We start from the raw sequence: 15,312 nt of genomic DNA, 5'->3' as shown, positions 1-15,312 counted from the left end.
TTTCTACTTTTGGCGCATGCATTTGTCGCATTCGCTTCGTGTTTACAAATTCGGTGGAGCCTCCGTGAAGGATGCCGCCGCCATCCGCAACCTCAAAGCCATTGTGCAGCGCCAGCCCACAATCCAGCCCTTACTGGTGGTGGTTTCGGCTATGGGCAAGACTACCAACGCGCTGGAACACATATATCACCTAGCGCATACCGGTCAGGACTATACCCTGCCCTTCGAGGAGCTACGGCAATTTCACCTAGGCGTGGCCGAGGGCCTACTGCCCGAGGCATCGCGCGACGAGCAAGGGCGCTTGGTATGCGGCGAGGGCAGTGGCTCGTTGCACTGCTTGTTGCAGGAGCTCGGCGATAAGCTGGCTACCCTAACCAAAGGTGAATACGACCGGCAATACGACCAAGTAGTAAGCTACGGCGAGCTATTAGCTACGTGCATTGTGGCCGCTGCCGTGGGTGCTAAGTGGCTTGATGTGCGGCCGCTCATCCGAACTGACCACTCGTGGCGCGAAGCCCGCGTGGACTGGCCCACCACCGAACGCAACGTGCGCGAGCAGGTACAGCCGTTGCTGCAACAAGGCGTGGTGCTTACGCAAGGTTTTCTGGGTGGCACGGCTAGTGGGCAAACTACTACCCTAGGGCGCGAAGGCTCCGATTACACGGCCGCCATACTTGCCTATTGCCTAGGTGCCGAGTCGGTAACGATTTGGAAAGACGTAGCCGGCTTGCTCAACGCCGACCCCAAGATCTTCCCGAACACGGTGCGCTATCCTGAAATCAGCTACCAGGAAACCATTGAAATGGCGTACTACGGGGCTTCGGTAATTCACCCCAAAACCATAAAACCACTGGCGGTACGGCGCATCCCACTGTACGTTAAGTCGTTTGTCGACCCCGAGGCGGAAGGCACCAAAATCCACGATTGCAAGCACGGCACGCTGGCCCCGGCACTTATTCTGAAAACCAACCAGTGCCTGATTTCCTTCGAGTCGAAGGACCTCACGTTTATATCGGAAGAAAACCTGGAGGTGATTTTTGGGGCACTGGCGCAAGTGCGGCTCAAAATCAATCTGATGCAAAACTCGGCCATTTCGTTTTCGGTGTGTACCGACTGGCACGAGTACCGCTTGCGCAAACTGCTGGAGCACCTGCGCGAACATTTCACCATTTACTACAACACCGGGCTGGAGCTCTACACCATTAAAAACTACACGTCTGAAGCCATCAGCCGACTGACCGATGGCCGCCAATTGCTGCTGGAGCAGCGCACGCGCCAAACGTTCCAGTTTGTTTCGCGGGCTGTGGGCCAGCCGGCCTAGGTCGATGGAGTAAAGCCAGAAGCCGATTAGCAAGGAAGTTAGCTCCAGAAATCTTTGCTCGGAATTCAAATACCTCAAAGCTTGGTAGGCATTGAGGGTGAGCTAATGCCACTACGTGCAGCCGATGCACCTGAGTGCTTTGAGAGGTTTTGTGCCATGTGTTGGGGGGATAAGCAAACCTTTTTGCTTGGCATACGCTTATAGGACTACTTTTGCATCGGAGAATGATTCCTATCTGTGAGCCCGACTGAGCTAATGCCTGCCCCCAACCGCGACCAACTGCACCAGCGCCTTACCGACGCTGGGTTGCGTGCTACGCAGCAGCGCATTGCCATTTTGGAAGCGCTGCTGGTGCTGCCCGGCCACCCCACGGCCGAGCAGGTGTTCCGCAGCGTGCGGCCGGCCAACCCTACGGTTTCGTTGGGCACGGTGTACAAAGCCCTCGACTCATTTGTGGCAGCCGGCTTGCTCAAGCGCGTGGCGGATGCCGACGGCACCCGCCGCCGCTACGATACGGATTGCTCCAACCACCACCACCTGTTTTGCCAGGAAACGCAGGAAATTATCGATTACTGCGACCCCAAGCTGGATCAGTTGCTGCAGGAGTTCTTCGCCTCGCGGGGCTTCGACAACTTCCAGCCCCACTCCTTTTCCCTTCACATCAGCGGCAACAAGCTTGATACCCGCAAGGATGTGAAGCCCCGCTAGCCGGCATACCGGCATCAGCGGCCCCCTCCCGACACACCCACTTACCACTTACACACAAATCCATTTCAAATGGCAGTTCTCGTAGGCAAGCGTGCCCCTTCGTTCAAGGCAATGGCAGTCGTAAACGGTGAAGACTTCGAAGAGGACTTCAGCCTCGACCGCTACCTGGGCAAGAAGCACGTGATTTTTTACTTCTACCCCGCTGACTTCACATTCGTTTGCCCCACCGAAATCATCGCGTTTCAGGAGAAATTGGCCGAGTTTGAGGCCAAAGGCGTAGCCGTTGTTGGCTGCTCTACCGACTCGCACTTCTCGCACTTTGCTTGGCTGCAAACCCCGCGCGAAAACGGCGGTATTGCTGGCGTAACCTACCCGCTGGTAGCCGATGCTACCAAAACCATTGCGGCCAACTACGACGTACTGGGCGGCCACTACGACTACAACGACGCCGGCGAAATGACCTTCGTTGGCTCGCCGGTAGCCTACCGCGGCCTGTTCCTGATCGACCGCGACGGCATCGTGCGTCACCAGCTGGTGAACGACGGTCCGCTGGGCCGCTCGATCGACGAAGCCATGCGCCTTGTTGACGCGCTGCAGTACTTCGAGAAAAACGGCGAAGTATGCCCCGCCAACTGGGAAGAAGGCAAAGACGCTATGTCGGCCACCCGCGAAGGCGTAGCTAACTACTTGGCTAAGCAAGAGGCTTCGCGCTAATCGCGCCTAGGCTCCGCAAGTTTGTCAACAGCCCCGGCCTCGTGCCGGGGCTGTTTTCTTTTGTTCTAGGTGTTGGTGGACTGCTACCCTAGGTGCCACCTGACTAACTTTGCAGCTCGAGCCGACAGCCGAATCCTTGGTAGTAGCGGTTCCAGCTAATCTGTATTGCGCTTCTGCCCTTCTCGTTTTGGTTTTCCTGTATTCGCTTGCCATCCGCCTCTACGGCCTGCTGCTGCACTTGGTAGCTCCTTTTATCCCGAAGGCTAAGCAGTGGGTTGAGGGGCGCCGCAACTGGCAGGCCCACGTAGCAACCGAGCTTGGCAACGACATTACTCCGCGGCTGTGGGTGCATTGCGCTTCCCTGGGTGAGTTTGAGCAAGGCCGCCCACTCATGGAGGCAATGCGCTTGCAGTATCCGCACCATAAAATCGTCCTGACGTTCTTCTCGCCCTCGGGCTACGAGGTGCGCAAACAGTGGCCGGGTGCCGATTACATTTACTACCTGCCGCTTGATACCGCCACCAACGCCCGCGCGTTTGTGGCAGCTGTACGCCCGCAACTGGCCGTGTTTGTGAAGTACGAGTTCTGGTACCACCACCTAGCCGAGCTGAGGCGCCAAGATATACCCACGGTGTGCGTGTCGGCTATTTTCCGGCCCGATCAGGTGTTTTTCAAGCCCTGGGGCGGTTTCTTCAAAGGTGTGTTGCGGCAGTTAGCGCACATTTTCACCCAAGATGATGCTTCGGCCGAGCTGCTGCGCGGCATTGGCCTGACGCAGGTGAGCGTTGCCGGCGACACGCGCTTCGATACGGTAGTAGCCACGGCTGCCGCTCCTGCGCGTGCGTTGCCCGTGGTAGCCGCCTTTGTGGCCGATGGCGCCCCCGTGCTGGTAGCCGGCAGCGTGTGGCCGCCCGATGTGGAAGCACTGGCCCCGGCATTGCGAGGCTGGTCGGCCAACTTGCGCACGATTGTGGCGCCTCACGAGATAAACGAGGCGCATTTGCAGCAAGTTGAGGCCGTGTTGCCGGGCCAGGTAGTGCGGTACTCGCAAGCCACACCGGCTGCTGTGGCCCAGGCTCGCGTGTTGCTGATCGATAACATAGGCCTGCTGCGCGAGCTGTACCGCGTTGGCTCGGTGGCCTATATTGGCGGCGCCTTCGGCAAGGGCTTGCACAACACCTTGGAGGCCGCGGCATTTGGGCTGCCGCTGTTATTCGGCCCTAGGTACCAGAAGTTCAAAGAAGCCCGCGACTTAGTAGCCTTAGGCGCGGCGGCTACCCTCACCACAGCCGAGGAAACCGAGCAACAACTCGCCCTCCTGCTCAACAATGCCGCGCTTCGCGCCGAACTCGGGCAACGGGCCCGCGCGTATGTACACGAGTCGGCCGGTGCGACGGGCCGCATTATGCTGGCTTTGCAGAAACTGCTGGCGCGCTAAGTTTCAGTCGACCCATTCTTTCCTTTCGCTCACTCCCAACAGCTCAATTCTTAACCAGCCTTACATGACCGGAACCGTCGTCAAATCCACGGGCTCGTGGTATGTGGTACGCGACCACGCCACCCTGCACCTGCACCGCTGCCGTTTGCGCGGGCGTTTCAAGCACAAAGGCTTGAAGGTGAGTAACCCCCTGGCCGTTGGCGACGTGGTGGAGTTTGAAACGGACGAAACCGGCGACGCCGGCACGGGCGTTATCGACCACATCGAGCCGCGGCGCAACTACATCATCCGGCGCTCGGTGCACAAATCGGAGCACTCGCACATCGTGGCAGCCAACCTCGATCAGGCCATGCTGGTGGTTACGCTGGCGTCGCCGGCCACCTCGTTTGGGTTTATTGATCGGTTTTTGGTAACGGCCGAAGCTTATAGCATTCCGGCTACGCTGGTGTTCAACAAGGTCGATATCTACGACGAAGAACTGCTCGACTACCTAGGGCAAGTGCAGAAAATGTACGAGCGTACCGGCTACCCCACCCTGCGCAGCTCGGCGCATACCGGCGAAGGCGTGGCCGCTATTGATGCGCTACTCGATGGCAAAACCACGCTGCTATCGGGCCACTCGGGCGTGGGGAAAAGCACGCTCATCAACGCCCTGGTGCCCGACCTCGATTTGAAAACGGCCGAAATCAGCGAGTACTCTGACAAAGGCAAGCACACCACCACCTTTGCCGAAATGCTGGAAGTGCGCCCCGGCACGTACTTGATTGACACACCGGGCATCAAAGAACTGGGCCTTGTGGATATGAAGCAGGGCGAGCTCGCGCATTATTTCCCTGAAATGCGCGAGCGACTAAACCAGTGCCGCTACCACAACTGCCGCCACCTCGAGGAGCCAGGCTGCGCCGTACGCGAGGCCGTGGAGAAAGGCAAAATAGCCTTGCCGCGCTACGACAGCTACCTGAGCATGATGGCCGACGAGGACAATCGCCACTAAACCTAGCTCCGGCCACAACTAATGTGCTCCTAGGTGCGAATACGGAGGCAGCAGCTCCTACTCTGGCTTCACTTCGCGCACCTATGAAGGAACACATTGCTTTCATTGGCCTTGGTCACATGGGCCAGGCCATGGCTACCAACCTGTTGCTGGCCGGCCATCGCCTTACGGTTTACAACCGCACCGGGGGGCGCACTACCGCCCTCGAAGAACGCGGCGCCCGCGTGGCCGATTCGCCTGCCGATGCGGTGCGCGAAGCACAGGTGGTGTTTACGATGGTGACCGACGATGAGGCCTTGGTTGAACTCACCACTGGCCCTGATGGCATTTTGGAAACCCTAGGTGCCGGAGCCGTGCACGCCTCGTGCAGCACCGTGGCACCGGGTACTAATGCTAAGCTTGCCCAGGCCCACGCAGAAAAAGGCTCTCACCTGGTGGCCTCGCCGGTATTTGGCAAACCCATTGTGGCGGCCACCGGGCAATTGTGGGTGTGCCTGTCGGGCCCGGCGGAAGCCAAAGCCCGCCTTGCCCCCCTGCTGCTGCCGCTAAGCCAAGGCACTTTCGACCTAGGCGATGATGTGGGCGCGGCCAACGTGGTAAAGCTCTGCGGCAATTTCATGCTTGGCGCAGCCATTGAAGCTATGGCTGAAGCATTTACGCTGGCCGAAAAGTGTGGGGTGAGCCGCGAGCAAGTCTACGAAATCATGACCACGTCGCTGTTCGATAGCCCGGCCTACCGCAGCTACGGCCGCATGATTGCCGACGAAGACTACAAACCGGCCGGTGCCGCGCCATTTCTGCTCCAGAAGGATTTGCGCCTAACGCTGGCCGAAGCACGCGAGCATAAAGTGCCCATGCCCGTGGCCAACATCGTGCTCGACCACCTAACGGCTACGGTAGCCCGCCACACCTCCGCCGACGAAGACTGGACTTCCTTTGCCCGCCGCATTTCCGAAGGCGCCGGGTTCAGCCGCTGAGCCCCAGTTACAGCTACGCCACGCGGCCCGGCAACTGCACAGAGTTGCCGGGCCGCGTGGCGTAGCTGTAACTGCCGGGTTATTCTTGGGGCGGCAGCAATACTTTGTCGATTACGTGCATAATGCCGTTGCTCGACACCACATCGGATGTGGTAACGTTGGCTCCGTTGACGGTGATTTTGCCCCCCTGCACGCCGATTTTAACCTTTTGCCCATTCATGGTGGTTAGCTCCTGCCCATCGCGTAAGTCCATGGCCAGCAAGCGGCTTTGTATAATGTGGTAGTTCACCACGCCGGTTAGGTTTTCCTTGCTTTCGGGCTTTAGCAAGCCAGCCATAGCTCCGTAGGGCAGTTTGTCGAAGGCCGCATTCGTAGGAGCGAAAATCGTGTAAGGCCCGTCGCCGCCTAGGTTTTCGGCTATGCCCGTTTGCTTGGCAGCTTGCGCCAATTGGCTGAACTCGGGGCTCGCGGCTGCGTTTTGGGCCAGGGTTTTGTTGGGCGTGAGCGAAACGTTGCCCACCATTACGCCGGTGGTTTTGCCCATGCGCGCCGAGTCGGTGCTGGCATCGGGGTCGTAGCTAGTGGTATCGGCGGCAGCGGCTTCTTCGGCGCCGGCCGCGCCAGTGGTTTCGGTAGGGCCCGAGTTGCAGGCCGCCAGCAGCGCCAGCAGGCCGGCCAAGGGTAGTAGGCGGTGGTACATGCGGAATCGTGGGGTTTAAGTATGGGCAAAAGTACGTGCTGACCAAGGACGGGGGTTACTCCCACCTAGGCTGAATCATTGAAGGTCACTAGTTGTTGGAGGAAGGCGCAAGCAAGGTCTTCGGCCGAAAACTTACCTTTGCGCCCCTACAAGTAGCCTTCGGGCTAAGTTAATCGTAAACGCACCCCATGAAAACAGCCGAAATCCACACCAACAAAGGCGTGATGAAGGTCGAGTTCTTCGAGCAAGACGCCCCTAACACGGTTAAGAACTTCACCGACCTTGCCAAGCAGGGCTTCTACGATGGCCTCAAGTTTCACCGCGTAATCCCGAATTTTGTTATTCAGGGCGGCTGCCCCAACACCCGCGAAGGCGCTAAAGGCGCTCCGGGCACCGGTGGCCCCGGCTACAAAATTGCCTGCGAAACCTCGGGCGGCAACCAGCGTCACGACCGCGGCATTCTGTCGATGGCCCATGCTGGCCGCAACACCGGCGGTTCGCAGTTCTTCATCTGCCACTCGCGCGACAACACTGCCCACCTCGACCGCCAGCACACCGTGTTCGGCAAAGTGGTAGATGGCCTAGATGTAATCGACCAGATCAAAGCCAACGACAGCATTGATAAAATTGTGGTAAACGAAGAATAGTCTTTGCTGCACCTGGTTTCCTAAAAACGAGCGGGGCCGGCTGCGTATGCAGCCGGCCCCGTGTTGCAATAGTGCGTTCAGAAAACGGGGAAAACTATTTCTTGTTGAAGAACCACGTGCCTTTGCCGGCTCGGTAGGCTTTGTAGTAAGGCCGGTGCGTGTAGCGCTGGCCTTTCATTTTGGCGCGCGTGAAAGGCGTATTGCCTTTGACCTCGGCCGTGGCAACACTGCCCAACAGCAGGGCTACTACAAAGAAAAACGAAGCGAGGCGGGCGGCAACTGCGGTGTTCATAACAAGTTCGGAATTAGGGCGGTGTGTATTGAAGCGGTTGTTCCGGAGCGGGTTCGTCGTCGAGAACAGCACAAAGGAATAGCGCTCGAGTCGGCCAGCAGTAGGCTTTTAGGCCAACAGAATATTCAGCTATGCCAATACAAGGTTTTACTCTGCGATACTGCTGATTGCTCTACTTGCTTAAACAGCAAAAGCCCGAAACACTAGGTTACGGGCTTTTGCTATTCCCAGGTCAGGGGCTGCTAAGCTGCTTAACGGCGGCGGCGCTTGCGCGAGCCGAAGTCTTCCTCGTCTTCATCGTCGTCGTCGGCTCCGAAGCTGGGCATCGTGAACATCGACGAGAACAGATCTTTAAACTGGGTGCCGGCCGTGAGGCGGTTGCGCGAGATAAGGCTCATCTCGGCCATGCCGTGCAAGGCAAACTCCATCCAGAAGTACTGGTCGTTTTTGAGCAGCTCGGCCGGTACACTTTGCTGCACCAGGTCGCGCAGGCCGGGCACGGCTTCAAGGGCCGTGCGGTAATCGGCTTCGGATGCATCGTTCAGTACATCGATCGTGTGCGAGCCAAACCAATCCTGCACGGGCTTGTATGTGTTGGGCTTGTCTTTCTGCTTCTTCACCTTTTCGGGGTCGGGGAAGTACTGCAGAAACTGGGTGCGCAGGGCTTTGCCCATGAGCTTTTCAGCCACAATGCCGGCTCCCTCTTGCTCGCCCTCGTACACCAACTCTACCTTACCAGTAATGGCCGGCACGGCGGCCAGAAAATCGGCCACCCGAATGCGCGTGGCATCTTCGCCGTTGATGAGGGCGCGGCGCTCGGCGGCAGCCACCACTTGCTCGTAGGCCGAAATGGTAAGGCGCGCCGATACGCCCGATTTAGCATCGACGTACTCCGAGCCGCGGGCCTCAATGGCCACCTGCTCCACCAAATCAAGCACTACCTCGTTGCCGGTGACGCGCTCCTGCTGCTCGGGCCGAAGGCGGGCCTCCTGGCGGGTAATGCGCTTGCCGATGTCGATGGTTTTGGGGTAGTGCGTGATGATCTGCGCGTCGATACGGTCCTTGAGGGGCGTTACGATGGAGCCGCGATTGGTATAGTCTTCGGGGTTGGCCGTGAATACAAACTGCAGATCGAGCGGGAGGCGCACCTTAAAGCCGCGGATCTGGATGTCGCCTTCTTGCAGAATGTTGAACAGCGCCACCTGAATACGGGCCTGCAAGTCGGGCAATTCGTTGATCACGAAAATGCCGCGGTGTGCCCTCGGTATCAGGCCGAAATGGATTACGCGCTCATCCGAGTAGGGCAACTTCAGAGTAGCCGCTTTAATGGGGTCGGCGTCGCCGATGAGGTCGGCCACGGATACATCCGGCGTGGCCAACTTTTCGGTGTAGCGCTCGGCGCGGTGCACCCAGGCAATGGGCGTGTCGTCGCCGCGCTCGGCTACCAGGTCGCGGGCGTAGCGCGAGAGAGGCTGTAGCGGGTCGTCGTTCAGCTCCGAGCCCTCCACCACCGGAATGTACTCATCGAGCAACTCCACCAATTGGCGGGCAATGCGGGTTTTGGCCTGGCCGCGCAAGCCCAGCAGGTTGATGTGGTGCAGGCTCAGGATAGCGCGCTGCAGGTCGGGAATAACGGTTTCTTCGTAGCCGTGGATGCCTGGGAAGGCGTTTTCGCGCCGGCGGAGTTTCTGAATAAGGTTATCGCGCAGTTCCTCGCGCACGGAGCGCGACTGATAACCCGCGGCTTTGAGTTGGCCGAGGGTGCTGATTTGTTTGTGATTCATCAGGTAGTGCGGAATGGGTGGGCACATGCCCCCTGGCTCTAAACCACGAGGTAGGCACCTAGGTTCGAAGGCGATGCGCAGTTTACGTAAACAGCTGCTGCCCGGCCACCTTGCGGCAGAGCTACTCACATCAATGGGTGAGGCGTGTGTTATAGGCGACGGTTGCCTCCCGGAGCTACACCACCTGACAACCACTCGGGGCACAACATCCGTTTCATCAGGAGCCAGTACTCCTGCCCGTTTAGCGGCCAGCCCACCTAGGGCTTGTTCAGGTGAACATCTGACTCGGCTATGGCTTCAACAGGCTAGCATTCACATGTATATGCTACTGACTTCGGCTGCCTGAAAACCTAGCTTTGGAACACCGCTCCGAGTTCTGTTCCACGCCTTTCTGCAGCCATGAAAAAAGTCCTTCGAATTGTTGGGTTGGTGGTGGCCGGCCTGCTCTTTCTGGTCGCCTGCGCGGCCATGTACGTGCAGGTGCGCGGCATACCCACCTACAAAGCACCTAGGGTAGCTAAGCAAAGCATTGCCTACACCCCCGAGCGCGTGGCGCACGGCCTGCGCATTGCCACCAACATCTGCGCCGAGTGCCACCTCGATAAGAAAACCAACTCATTAGCTGGCAAGCCGCTGCAAGAGGTACCTGAGCAGTTTGGTCATTTCTTCTCGGCCAACATCACGCAGGATAAGCAGCTAGGCATTGGCAACTGGACCGACGAACAACTGGTGGGCTTGCTGCGCACCAACCTAGGGCCCGATGGCCGCCTGCGCATCATCATGCCCAATTTCCGGCAGCTCTCCGACGAAGACCTCTACAGCCTTGTGGCCTTTCTGCGCTCTAACCACGAGTGGGTGCAGCCCCAAGCTATAGCCTCGGCGGCGCAGGAGCCCTCGTTTATGGGCAAAGTCATTCTGAACACGATGATGAAGCCCCAACCTATGCCTACGGGGCCCATTGCTACGCCTGCAGCCAACAAACCCGTGGAGCTTGGCCGCTACCTCGTAACGGCCCGCTACAAATGCTATGACTGCCACTGCAAAGACGGCACCGACCTCGACCCCGACAACCCCGAAAAGTCGGAGGGCTACATGGCTGGTGGCACCCACATGGTGATGCCCGATGGCCGGGACATTGTGAGCCGAAACCTTACGCCCGAGCCCGAAACCGGCATCGGCGACTGGACGCCCGACCAGTTCGTTAAGGCCATGAAGTATGGTCAATCGCCGCACGGCCCGCTCCGCTCGCCCATGCCCAAGTACTCGGTGGTAACCGACGACGAAGCCCGCGCCATCTATGCCTACCTGCGTTCGTTGCGCCCGGTGCGCAATGCTACCCCCGAGGATGGTGTATCGGCGGCGGTTGCTAGCAACTGAGGCCTAGCCCATTGCCCAAAGCCGAGTATTAACAACTGAATATTAACACCTTATCGTCTATCACATGATTATGCTAGTGCCTTAGGTGCAAGACAAAATTACTTTTGTCACACTCTCTCAACCACTCTCCTATCATGAAAAAAGTCCTGAAGTACATCGGCCTGGCCCTGGCTGCGGTATTCTTCGTGGCTGTATGCGCCGCTGCGTTTGTGCAGGTGCGCGGCATTCCGAAGTATGAGGTGCCGAAAGTACAGGCACAAACCGTAGCCATAACGCCTACACGGGTGGCACAAGGCCATAAAATCGTGAATGCCCTGTGCGCCGACTGCCACATGGACCGCAAAACGGGTGCCCTCTCTGGCAAGTTACTCACCGAAGTGCCGCCCGAATTTGGCAAGCTGTATTCAGCCAACATCACCCAAGACAAAACTCACGGCATCGGAGCCTGGAGCGACGCCGAGCTGATTGCGCTGCTGCGCACCGGCATCGGCCGCGATGGGCGCTTCCGCATCGTCATGCCCAACTTCGTGCACATGTCCGACGAGGATGTGGCCAGCGTGGTGGCCTACCTGCGCTCCAACGATGCGCAAGTAAAGGCCAATCCCACTCCCTCGCACGAACAGGAACCGTCGTTCCTGGCCAAAGCCTTGGTGAACACCGTGATGAAGCCCACGCCCGTGCCCACCTCAGCCGTGGTAACGCCGCCGGCCTCCGATGCTGTGGCTTACGGGCGCTACTTGGTGGTGGGCCGCTACAAGTGCTACGACTGCCACTCCAAAGACCACAAGTCGAACAATGCCCTCGAGCCCGAAAAGTCGGAGGGCTACCTAGGCGGCGGCACCGCGTTCATTACCCCCGACGGGGAGCAGATTCCCAGCCGCAACATCACCATGGACCCCGAAACAGGCATCGGCGACTGGACGGAGGCGCAGTTTGTGCAATCGGTGCGCTACGGCCAAGGGCCTAATGGCACGCTTAAGCTGCCCATGCCCAAATTTACCCTCATGGATGAGGCTGAGGCCAAGGCGATTTACGCCTATTTGCGCACCGTGCCCGTAATAAAGAACGCCACCCCCGAAGATGGCGGCGGTACTGCCGTGGCTACGCGTTAGGGAAAACACCTGCCCGGCACAAAAAACGGCCGCCCATGTTGGGCGGCCGTTTTGGTTTGTGGCCCTAGGTGCCTCTTGGGTGGCTAAGCGCAGGAGCACGACCTTGGTGTGCTAGGCTTACAAGCTCTTGCGACGGTTGCGCTTGTAGTCTTCGAAGATCAAACCACCTAGGCCCTTCAGCGAGCTGTAGTATGCTTTGCCCTGGTTGGTCTCGGTGAACTCGCGCACGAACTGCTGCAGGTACGGGTCGGAGGCAATCATGAAGGTGGTAATCGGGATTTTGAGACGCCGGGCCGCTGCGGCCAGGTTCAGCGTCTTGTTCACCACTTTGCGGTCGAGGCCGAAGGAGTTTTTGTAGTAGCCGCCGGGCTCCTTCAGGCAGGTGGGCTTGCCGTCGGTAATCATGAAGATTTGCTTGTTGGCGGTTTTGCGCTTGCGCAACAAATCCATGGCCAGCTCCAGGCCCGCTACGGTATTGGTGTGGTAGGGTCCAACTTGCAGGTAGGGCAAGTCTTTCACCTCAATTTGCCAGGCATCGTTGCCAAACACGATGATGTCGAGGAAGTCTTTGGGGTACTTCTGCTTCACCAGTTCGGCCAGGGCCATGGCTACCTTTTTGGCCGGGGTAATGCGGTCTTCGCCGTACAAAATCATCGAGTGCGAGATGTCAATCATCAGCACCGTCGAGGTCTGGGTTTTGTGCTCGGTGTCGCGTACCTCCAGGTCGCCTTCTGTGAGCAGGTAATTGCCATCGAGGCCGTGGTTGAGCTGGGCATTGCGCAAGCTCTCAGTCATTTCGATTTGCTCGATGGTGTCGCCGAACTGGTAGTCGCGCAAATCGGTGGTCAGCTCGTCGCCCTGGCCGGCGTGCGGGGTACGGTGGTTGCCCTGCGTGCCCCGCTTCAGCTTGCCAAAGATTTCTTCGAGCGCCGATTTGCGGATGAGTTGCTCCGATTTGGCCGTGATGCGCAGCTCGCCGAGTTGCTGCTCGTTTTCATCGATGTAGCCTTTCTTTTTCAGGTCTTCGATGAAGTCGCCCATACCGTACTCGTCGTCGGTAAGGCCGTATTGCTTGTCGAGCTCGTTAAGCCAGGAAAGGGCCTCCGCCACGTCGCCCGACGTGATGGTGACCAACTGCATAAACAACTTAAATAGCGTGTCGAAGCCTTTCTCGGTGGATTCTTCGGGCACGTAATCGCGGAAACGGAAGCCAACTGCCATAATTCAGAGGAATGTACCAGAAAACAACGGGCGTAGCGGCAATGTTCGTTTTAGCGTGAGCTAGCCCACATAGCAAACGCATAACAAGCCGTTGGCAGCTCGTTTTCTTTTGCTGCGAGTTACTTGTCACCTCATTACTTCTTACCCATGAAAGCCATTTGGAACAACGCCGTGTTGGCCGAAAGCAATGATACTGTTGTGGTTGAAAACAACCATTACTTTCCGCCGGAGTCGCTGAAGCAGGAATTTTTCGAAAGCAGCATTGCCCAAACTACTTGCCCCTGGAAGGGCCGCGCCAGCTATTACTCGGTGCGCGTGAGCGGCGAGCTGAACAAGGACGCCGCCTGGTACTACCCCGATCCTAAACCTGCGGCCGAAAATATTCGTAATCGCGTGGCATTTTGGAAAGGTGTGCAAGTGATTCCGTAGCGGATTTTGTAACCCGCTGGCGGCACTCGCGTTTGCATATATAATTTTCAATATTTGCTTTGCTACTTCTTCTCCACTCCTTTTTTAGCAACCCATGAAATTTTCCGCTACGGCCTGGTGGTTTGGTGCCGCCGCTTTGCTCCTCACGGCCAGTTGCGACTCAGCGCGCAACGCTACCGACGATGCCACGAGCGACGCCGCCGTTTCGACTGCAGTTGAATCCACCACCCCTGCCGATGTGACGTTCAGCCGCGACCTCACGCAGGGTGATTACCGCTTCCAAGTACAGTCGGCTAGCATTGATAACGGGCAGCAGCTCACCATCCGCACCCGCCGCGGCGACGCGCTCGTTACCGACCCCATCCGCATGAACGTGAAGGGCAACGTTACCGATGCCATCATGGGTGACCTGAACGGCAACGGCAACCCCGAGCTCTACGTGATTACCAGCGGCTCGGGTTCGTTTGGTGGCGTAGAGGCCTACGAGTTTGTTGAACGCGCATTCCGCCCCGTGCAAGCTCCTCCCAAACTGAGCAACGACCTGGCTGCTGGTTACAACGGCCAGGATAAGTACGAAATCCGCGGCAACCGTCTGGTGCGCACTTTCCCGGTAGCTGCTACCGGCACGGCCAGCGGCACCACCACTGCGGGCGATGCCGGCACTACGGCCACGGGTAGCACGCGCACCATTGAGTACACCCTGAACAAGGATGGCATGCTGATGCCCGTAAACACCCCTGCCAGCACCGACAACAAGCGCTAGCGCGGGTCACGGTTTTGTCAACAAAAAAGCCCACCTGGCCAGGTGGGCTTTTTGTTGCTGCTGCAATACCCGCCGCTTGTTACGCAACCTCATGGGCTGCAAGGCGTTTGTAAAAAGCAGTTGCGCCGCAGAGGCTTTCGCCCAACCATTTGCCTGCCCTATGACTGCACCTACCCTTAGCCTGCGCCCGGCTGCCCTAGGCCTGCTTGCTGCGGCCTTGCTCAGCAACTGCGACTCGCAGCGCTCAGCCACCGAAACGGCCGACCCCAACCCCACGGCCAGCAGCGCTGTGCCTGCCCCCAACGAGAGCTTTCGGAAGGAGCTAAGCCGCGGCGACTACAATTTTGCTGTGCGCACCCTGGGCACAGGTACGCAACGCCAACTACTGCTGGAAGCCAAGCGCCTAGGTCGGGAGCTGATGGCCAGTACCACCAACATTGAGGGCGTGGTAACCGATGCGGTAGTTACCAACCTCAACAACGACGACTACCCCGAATTGCTGGTGTTTGTGAATGCAGCCGGCAGCGGCTCGTATGGCAGGCTTGTGGGGTATGAGTTTCTTAACCGGGGCCGCCGTAACCTCGCGTTGCCCGCCTTGGATGGCCCCGCCGCCGTGGGGTACCTAGGGCACGACTCGTTCCGGGTGGAGGACCGCAAAATCATTCGGACGTTTCCGGTGTACTTGCCCACCGACCCCAACAGTTCGCCCTCGGGCGGTACGCGCGTAGTGGAGTACGAAATGCCCAAGAAAGAAGGCCTGCTGACCATGGTTACCCACCGCACCCTGCCCTAAGTACTCGGCACCCATTACAAACGCAACGCCCCGGCCTGTTAC

Annotated in this window: 16 protein-coding genes; 12 read left to right on the top strand and 4 right to left on the bottom strand. The window is 58.5% G+C overall.

From position 1 onward, the window contains the following. Window positions 1-22: 22 nt before the first annotated feature. The 6 genes from ASU33_RS12715 (at window position 23) to ASU33_RS12690 (ending at window position 6,152) form a co-directional block, all read left to right on the top strand. Window positions 23-1,321 (top strand): aspartate kinase, encoded by a 1,299-nt coding sequence (locus ASU33_RS12715; protein ID WP_286130526.1) that lies wholly within the window; start codon window positions 23-25, stop codon window positions 1,319-1,321. A gap of 255 nt (window positions 1,322-1,576) precedes the next feature. Continuing rightward, the gene (locus ASU33_RS12710; protein WP_059071206.1) at window positions 1,577-2,029 is read left to right on the top strand and encodes a Fur family transcriptional regulator; all 453 of its coding nucleotides are present in this window, start codon (window positions 1,577-1,579) and stop codon (window positions 2,027-2,029) included. A gap of 69 nt (window positions 2,030-2,098) precedes the next feature. Continuing rightward, the gene (locus tag ASU33_RS12705; RefSeq protein WP_059071205.1) at window positions 2,099-2,743 is read left to right on the top strand and encodes a peroxiredoxin; all 645 of its coding nucleotides are present in this window, start codon (window positions 2,099-2,101) and stop codon (window positions 2,741-2,743) included. A gap of 187 nt (window positions 2,744-2,930) precedes the next feature. Continuing rightward, window positions 2,931-4,181 carry a 3-deoxy-D-manno-octulosonic acid transferase gene (locus ASU33_RS12700; RefSeq protein WP_059071204.1) on the top strand — a complete coding sequence of 417 codons (1,251 nt, stop codon included), beginning with the start codon at window positions 2,931-2,933 and terminating at the stop codon, window positions 4,179-4,181. 64 nt (window positions 4,182-4,245) lie between these two features. Further along, complete coding sequence (gene rsgA / locus ASU33_RS12695; RefSeq protein ID WP_059071203.1) at window positions 4,246-5,175, top strand: ribosome small subunit-dependent GTPase A; 930 nt, start codon at window positions 4,246-4,248, stop codon at window positions 5,173-5,175. An 83-nt stretch (window positions 5,176-5,258) separates the two neighbouring features. Further along, the gene (locus ASU33_RS12690; protein ID WP_059071202.1) at window positions 5,259-6,152 is read left to right on the top strand and encodes an NAD(P)-dependent oxidoreductase; all 894 of its coding nucleotides are present in this window, start codon (window positions 5,259-5,261) and stop codon (window positions 6,150-6,152) included. 79 nt (window positions 6,153-6,231) lie between these two features. Here the strand turns inward: ASU33_RS12690 and ASU33_RS12685 are convergent, their stop codons facing one another. Continuing rightward, window positions 6,232-6,852, bottom strand: a complete 621-nt coding sequence (locus ASU33_RS12685) for a fasciclin domain-containing protein (protein WP_059071201.1) — start codon at window positions 6,850-6,852, stop codon at window positions 6,232-6,234. Window positions 6,853-7,040: 188 nt separating this feature from the next. On the opposite strand from ASU33_RS12685, the gene ASU33_RS12680 reads away from it, so the two are divergent. Then, window positions 7,041-7,499 carry a peptidylprolyl isomerase gene (locus ASU33_RS12680; RefSeq protein WP_059071200.1) on the top strand — a complete coding sequence of 153 codons (459 nt, stop codon included), beginning with the start codon at window positions 7,041-7,043 and terminating at the stop codon, window positions 7,497-7,499. Between the two features lie 94 nt (window positions 7,500-7,593). On the opposite strand, the gene ASU33_RS12675 is transcribed toward ASU33_RS12680, so the two are convergent. Next, window positions 7,594-7,791 (bottom strand): hypothetical protein, encoded by a 198-nt coding sequence (locus tag ASU33_RS12675; protein WP_059071199.1) that lies wholly within the window; start codon window positions 7,789-7,791, stop codon window positions 7,594-7,596. Window positions 7,792-8,042: 251 nt separating this feature from the next. Continuing rightward, window positions 8,043-9,575: a sigma 54-interacting transcriptional regulator gene (locus tag ASU33_RS12670; RefSeq protein WP_059071478.1), complete on the bottom strand. Its 1,533-nt coding sequence runs from the start codon at window positions 9,573-9,575 to the stop codon at window positions 8,043-8,045. Window positions 9,576-9,974: 399 nt separating this feature from the next. On the opposite strand from ASU33_RS12670, the gene ASU33_RS12665 reads away from it, so the two are divergent. Both ASU33_RS12665 and ASU33_RS12660 read left to right on the top strand, forming a co-directional pair. Continuing rightward, complete coding sequence (locus ASU33_RS12665) at window positions 9,975-10,952, top strand: c-type cytochrome (protein ID WP_149867199.1); 978 nt, start codon at window positions 9,975-9,977, stop codon at window positions 10,950-10,952. 134 nt (window positions 10,953-11,086) lie between these two features. Beyond that, on the top strand, window positions 11,087-12,064 hold the full coding sequence (locus ASU33_RS12660; protein ID WP_059071197.1) for a c-type cytochrome: 978 nt from the start codon (window positions 11,087-11,089) through the stop codon (window positions 12,062-12,064). 117 nt (window positions 12,065-12,181) lie between these two features. Here the strand turns inward: ASU33_RS12660 and ASU33_RS12655 are convergent, their stop codons facing one another. Next, window positions 12,182-13,285 carry a vWA domain-containing protein gene (locus ASU33_RS12655; RefSeq protein WP_059071196.1) on the bottom strand — a complete coding sequence of 368 codons (1,104 nt, stop codon included), beginning with the start codon at window positions 13,283-13,285 and terminating at the stop codon, window positions 12,182-12,184. Between the two features lie 147 nt (window positions 13,286-13,432). Between ASU33_RS12655 and ASU33_RS12650 the strand changes: the two genes are divergently transcribed. The 3 genes from ASU33_RS12650 (at window position 13,433) to ASU33_RS12640 (ending at window position 15,270) form a co-directional block, all read left to right on the top strand. Beyond that, on the top strand, window positions 13,433-13,714 hold the full coding sequence (locus ASU33_RS12650; RefSeq protein WP_059071195.1) for a DUF427 domain-containing protein: 282 nt from the start codon (window positions 13,433-13,435) through the stop codon (window positions 13,712-13,714). A 94-nt stretch (window positions 13,715-13,808) separates the two neighbouring features. Continuing rightward, entirely contained in the window at window positions 13,809-14,477 is a 669-nt protein-coding gene (locus ASU33_RS12645) for a hypothetical protein (RefSeq protein ID WP_059071194.1), read from the top strand. 160 nt (window positions 14,478-14,637) lie between these two features. Then, window positions 14,638-15,270: a hypothetical protein gene (locus ASU33_RS12640; protein ID WP_059071193.1), complete on the top strand. Its 633-nt coding sequence runs from the start codon at window positions 14,638-14,640 to the stop codon at window positions 15,268-15,270. Window positions 15,271-15,312 lie beyond the last annotated feature (42 nt).

It is taken from the genome of Solirubrum puertoriconensis, from assembly GCF_001483135.1.
Lineage (GTDB): Bacteria > Bacteroidota > Bacteroidia > Cytophagales > Hymenobacteraceae > Solirubrum > Solirubrum puertoriconensis.
The sequence above is the reverse complement of the archived record's forward strand: the minus strand, read 5'-3'. Positions and strand labels throughout refer to the sequence as shown.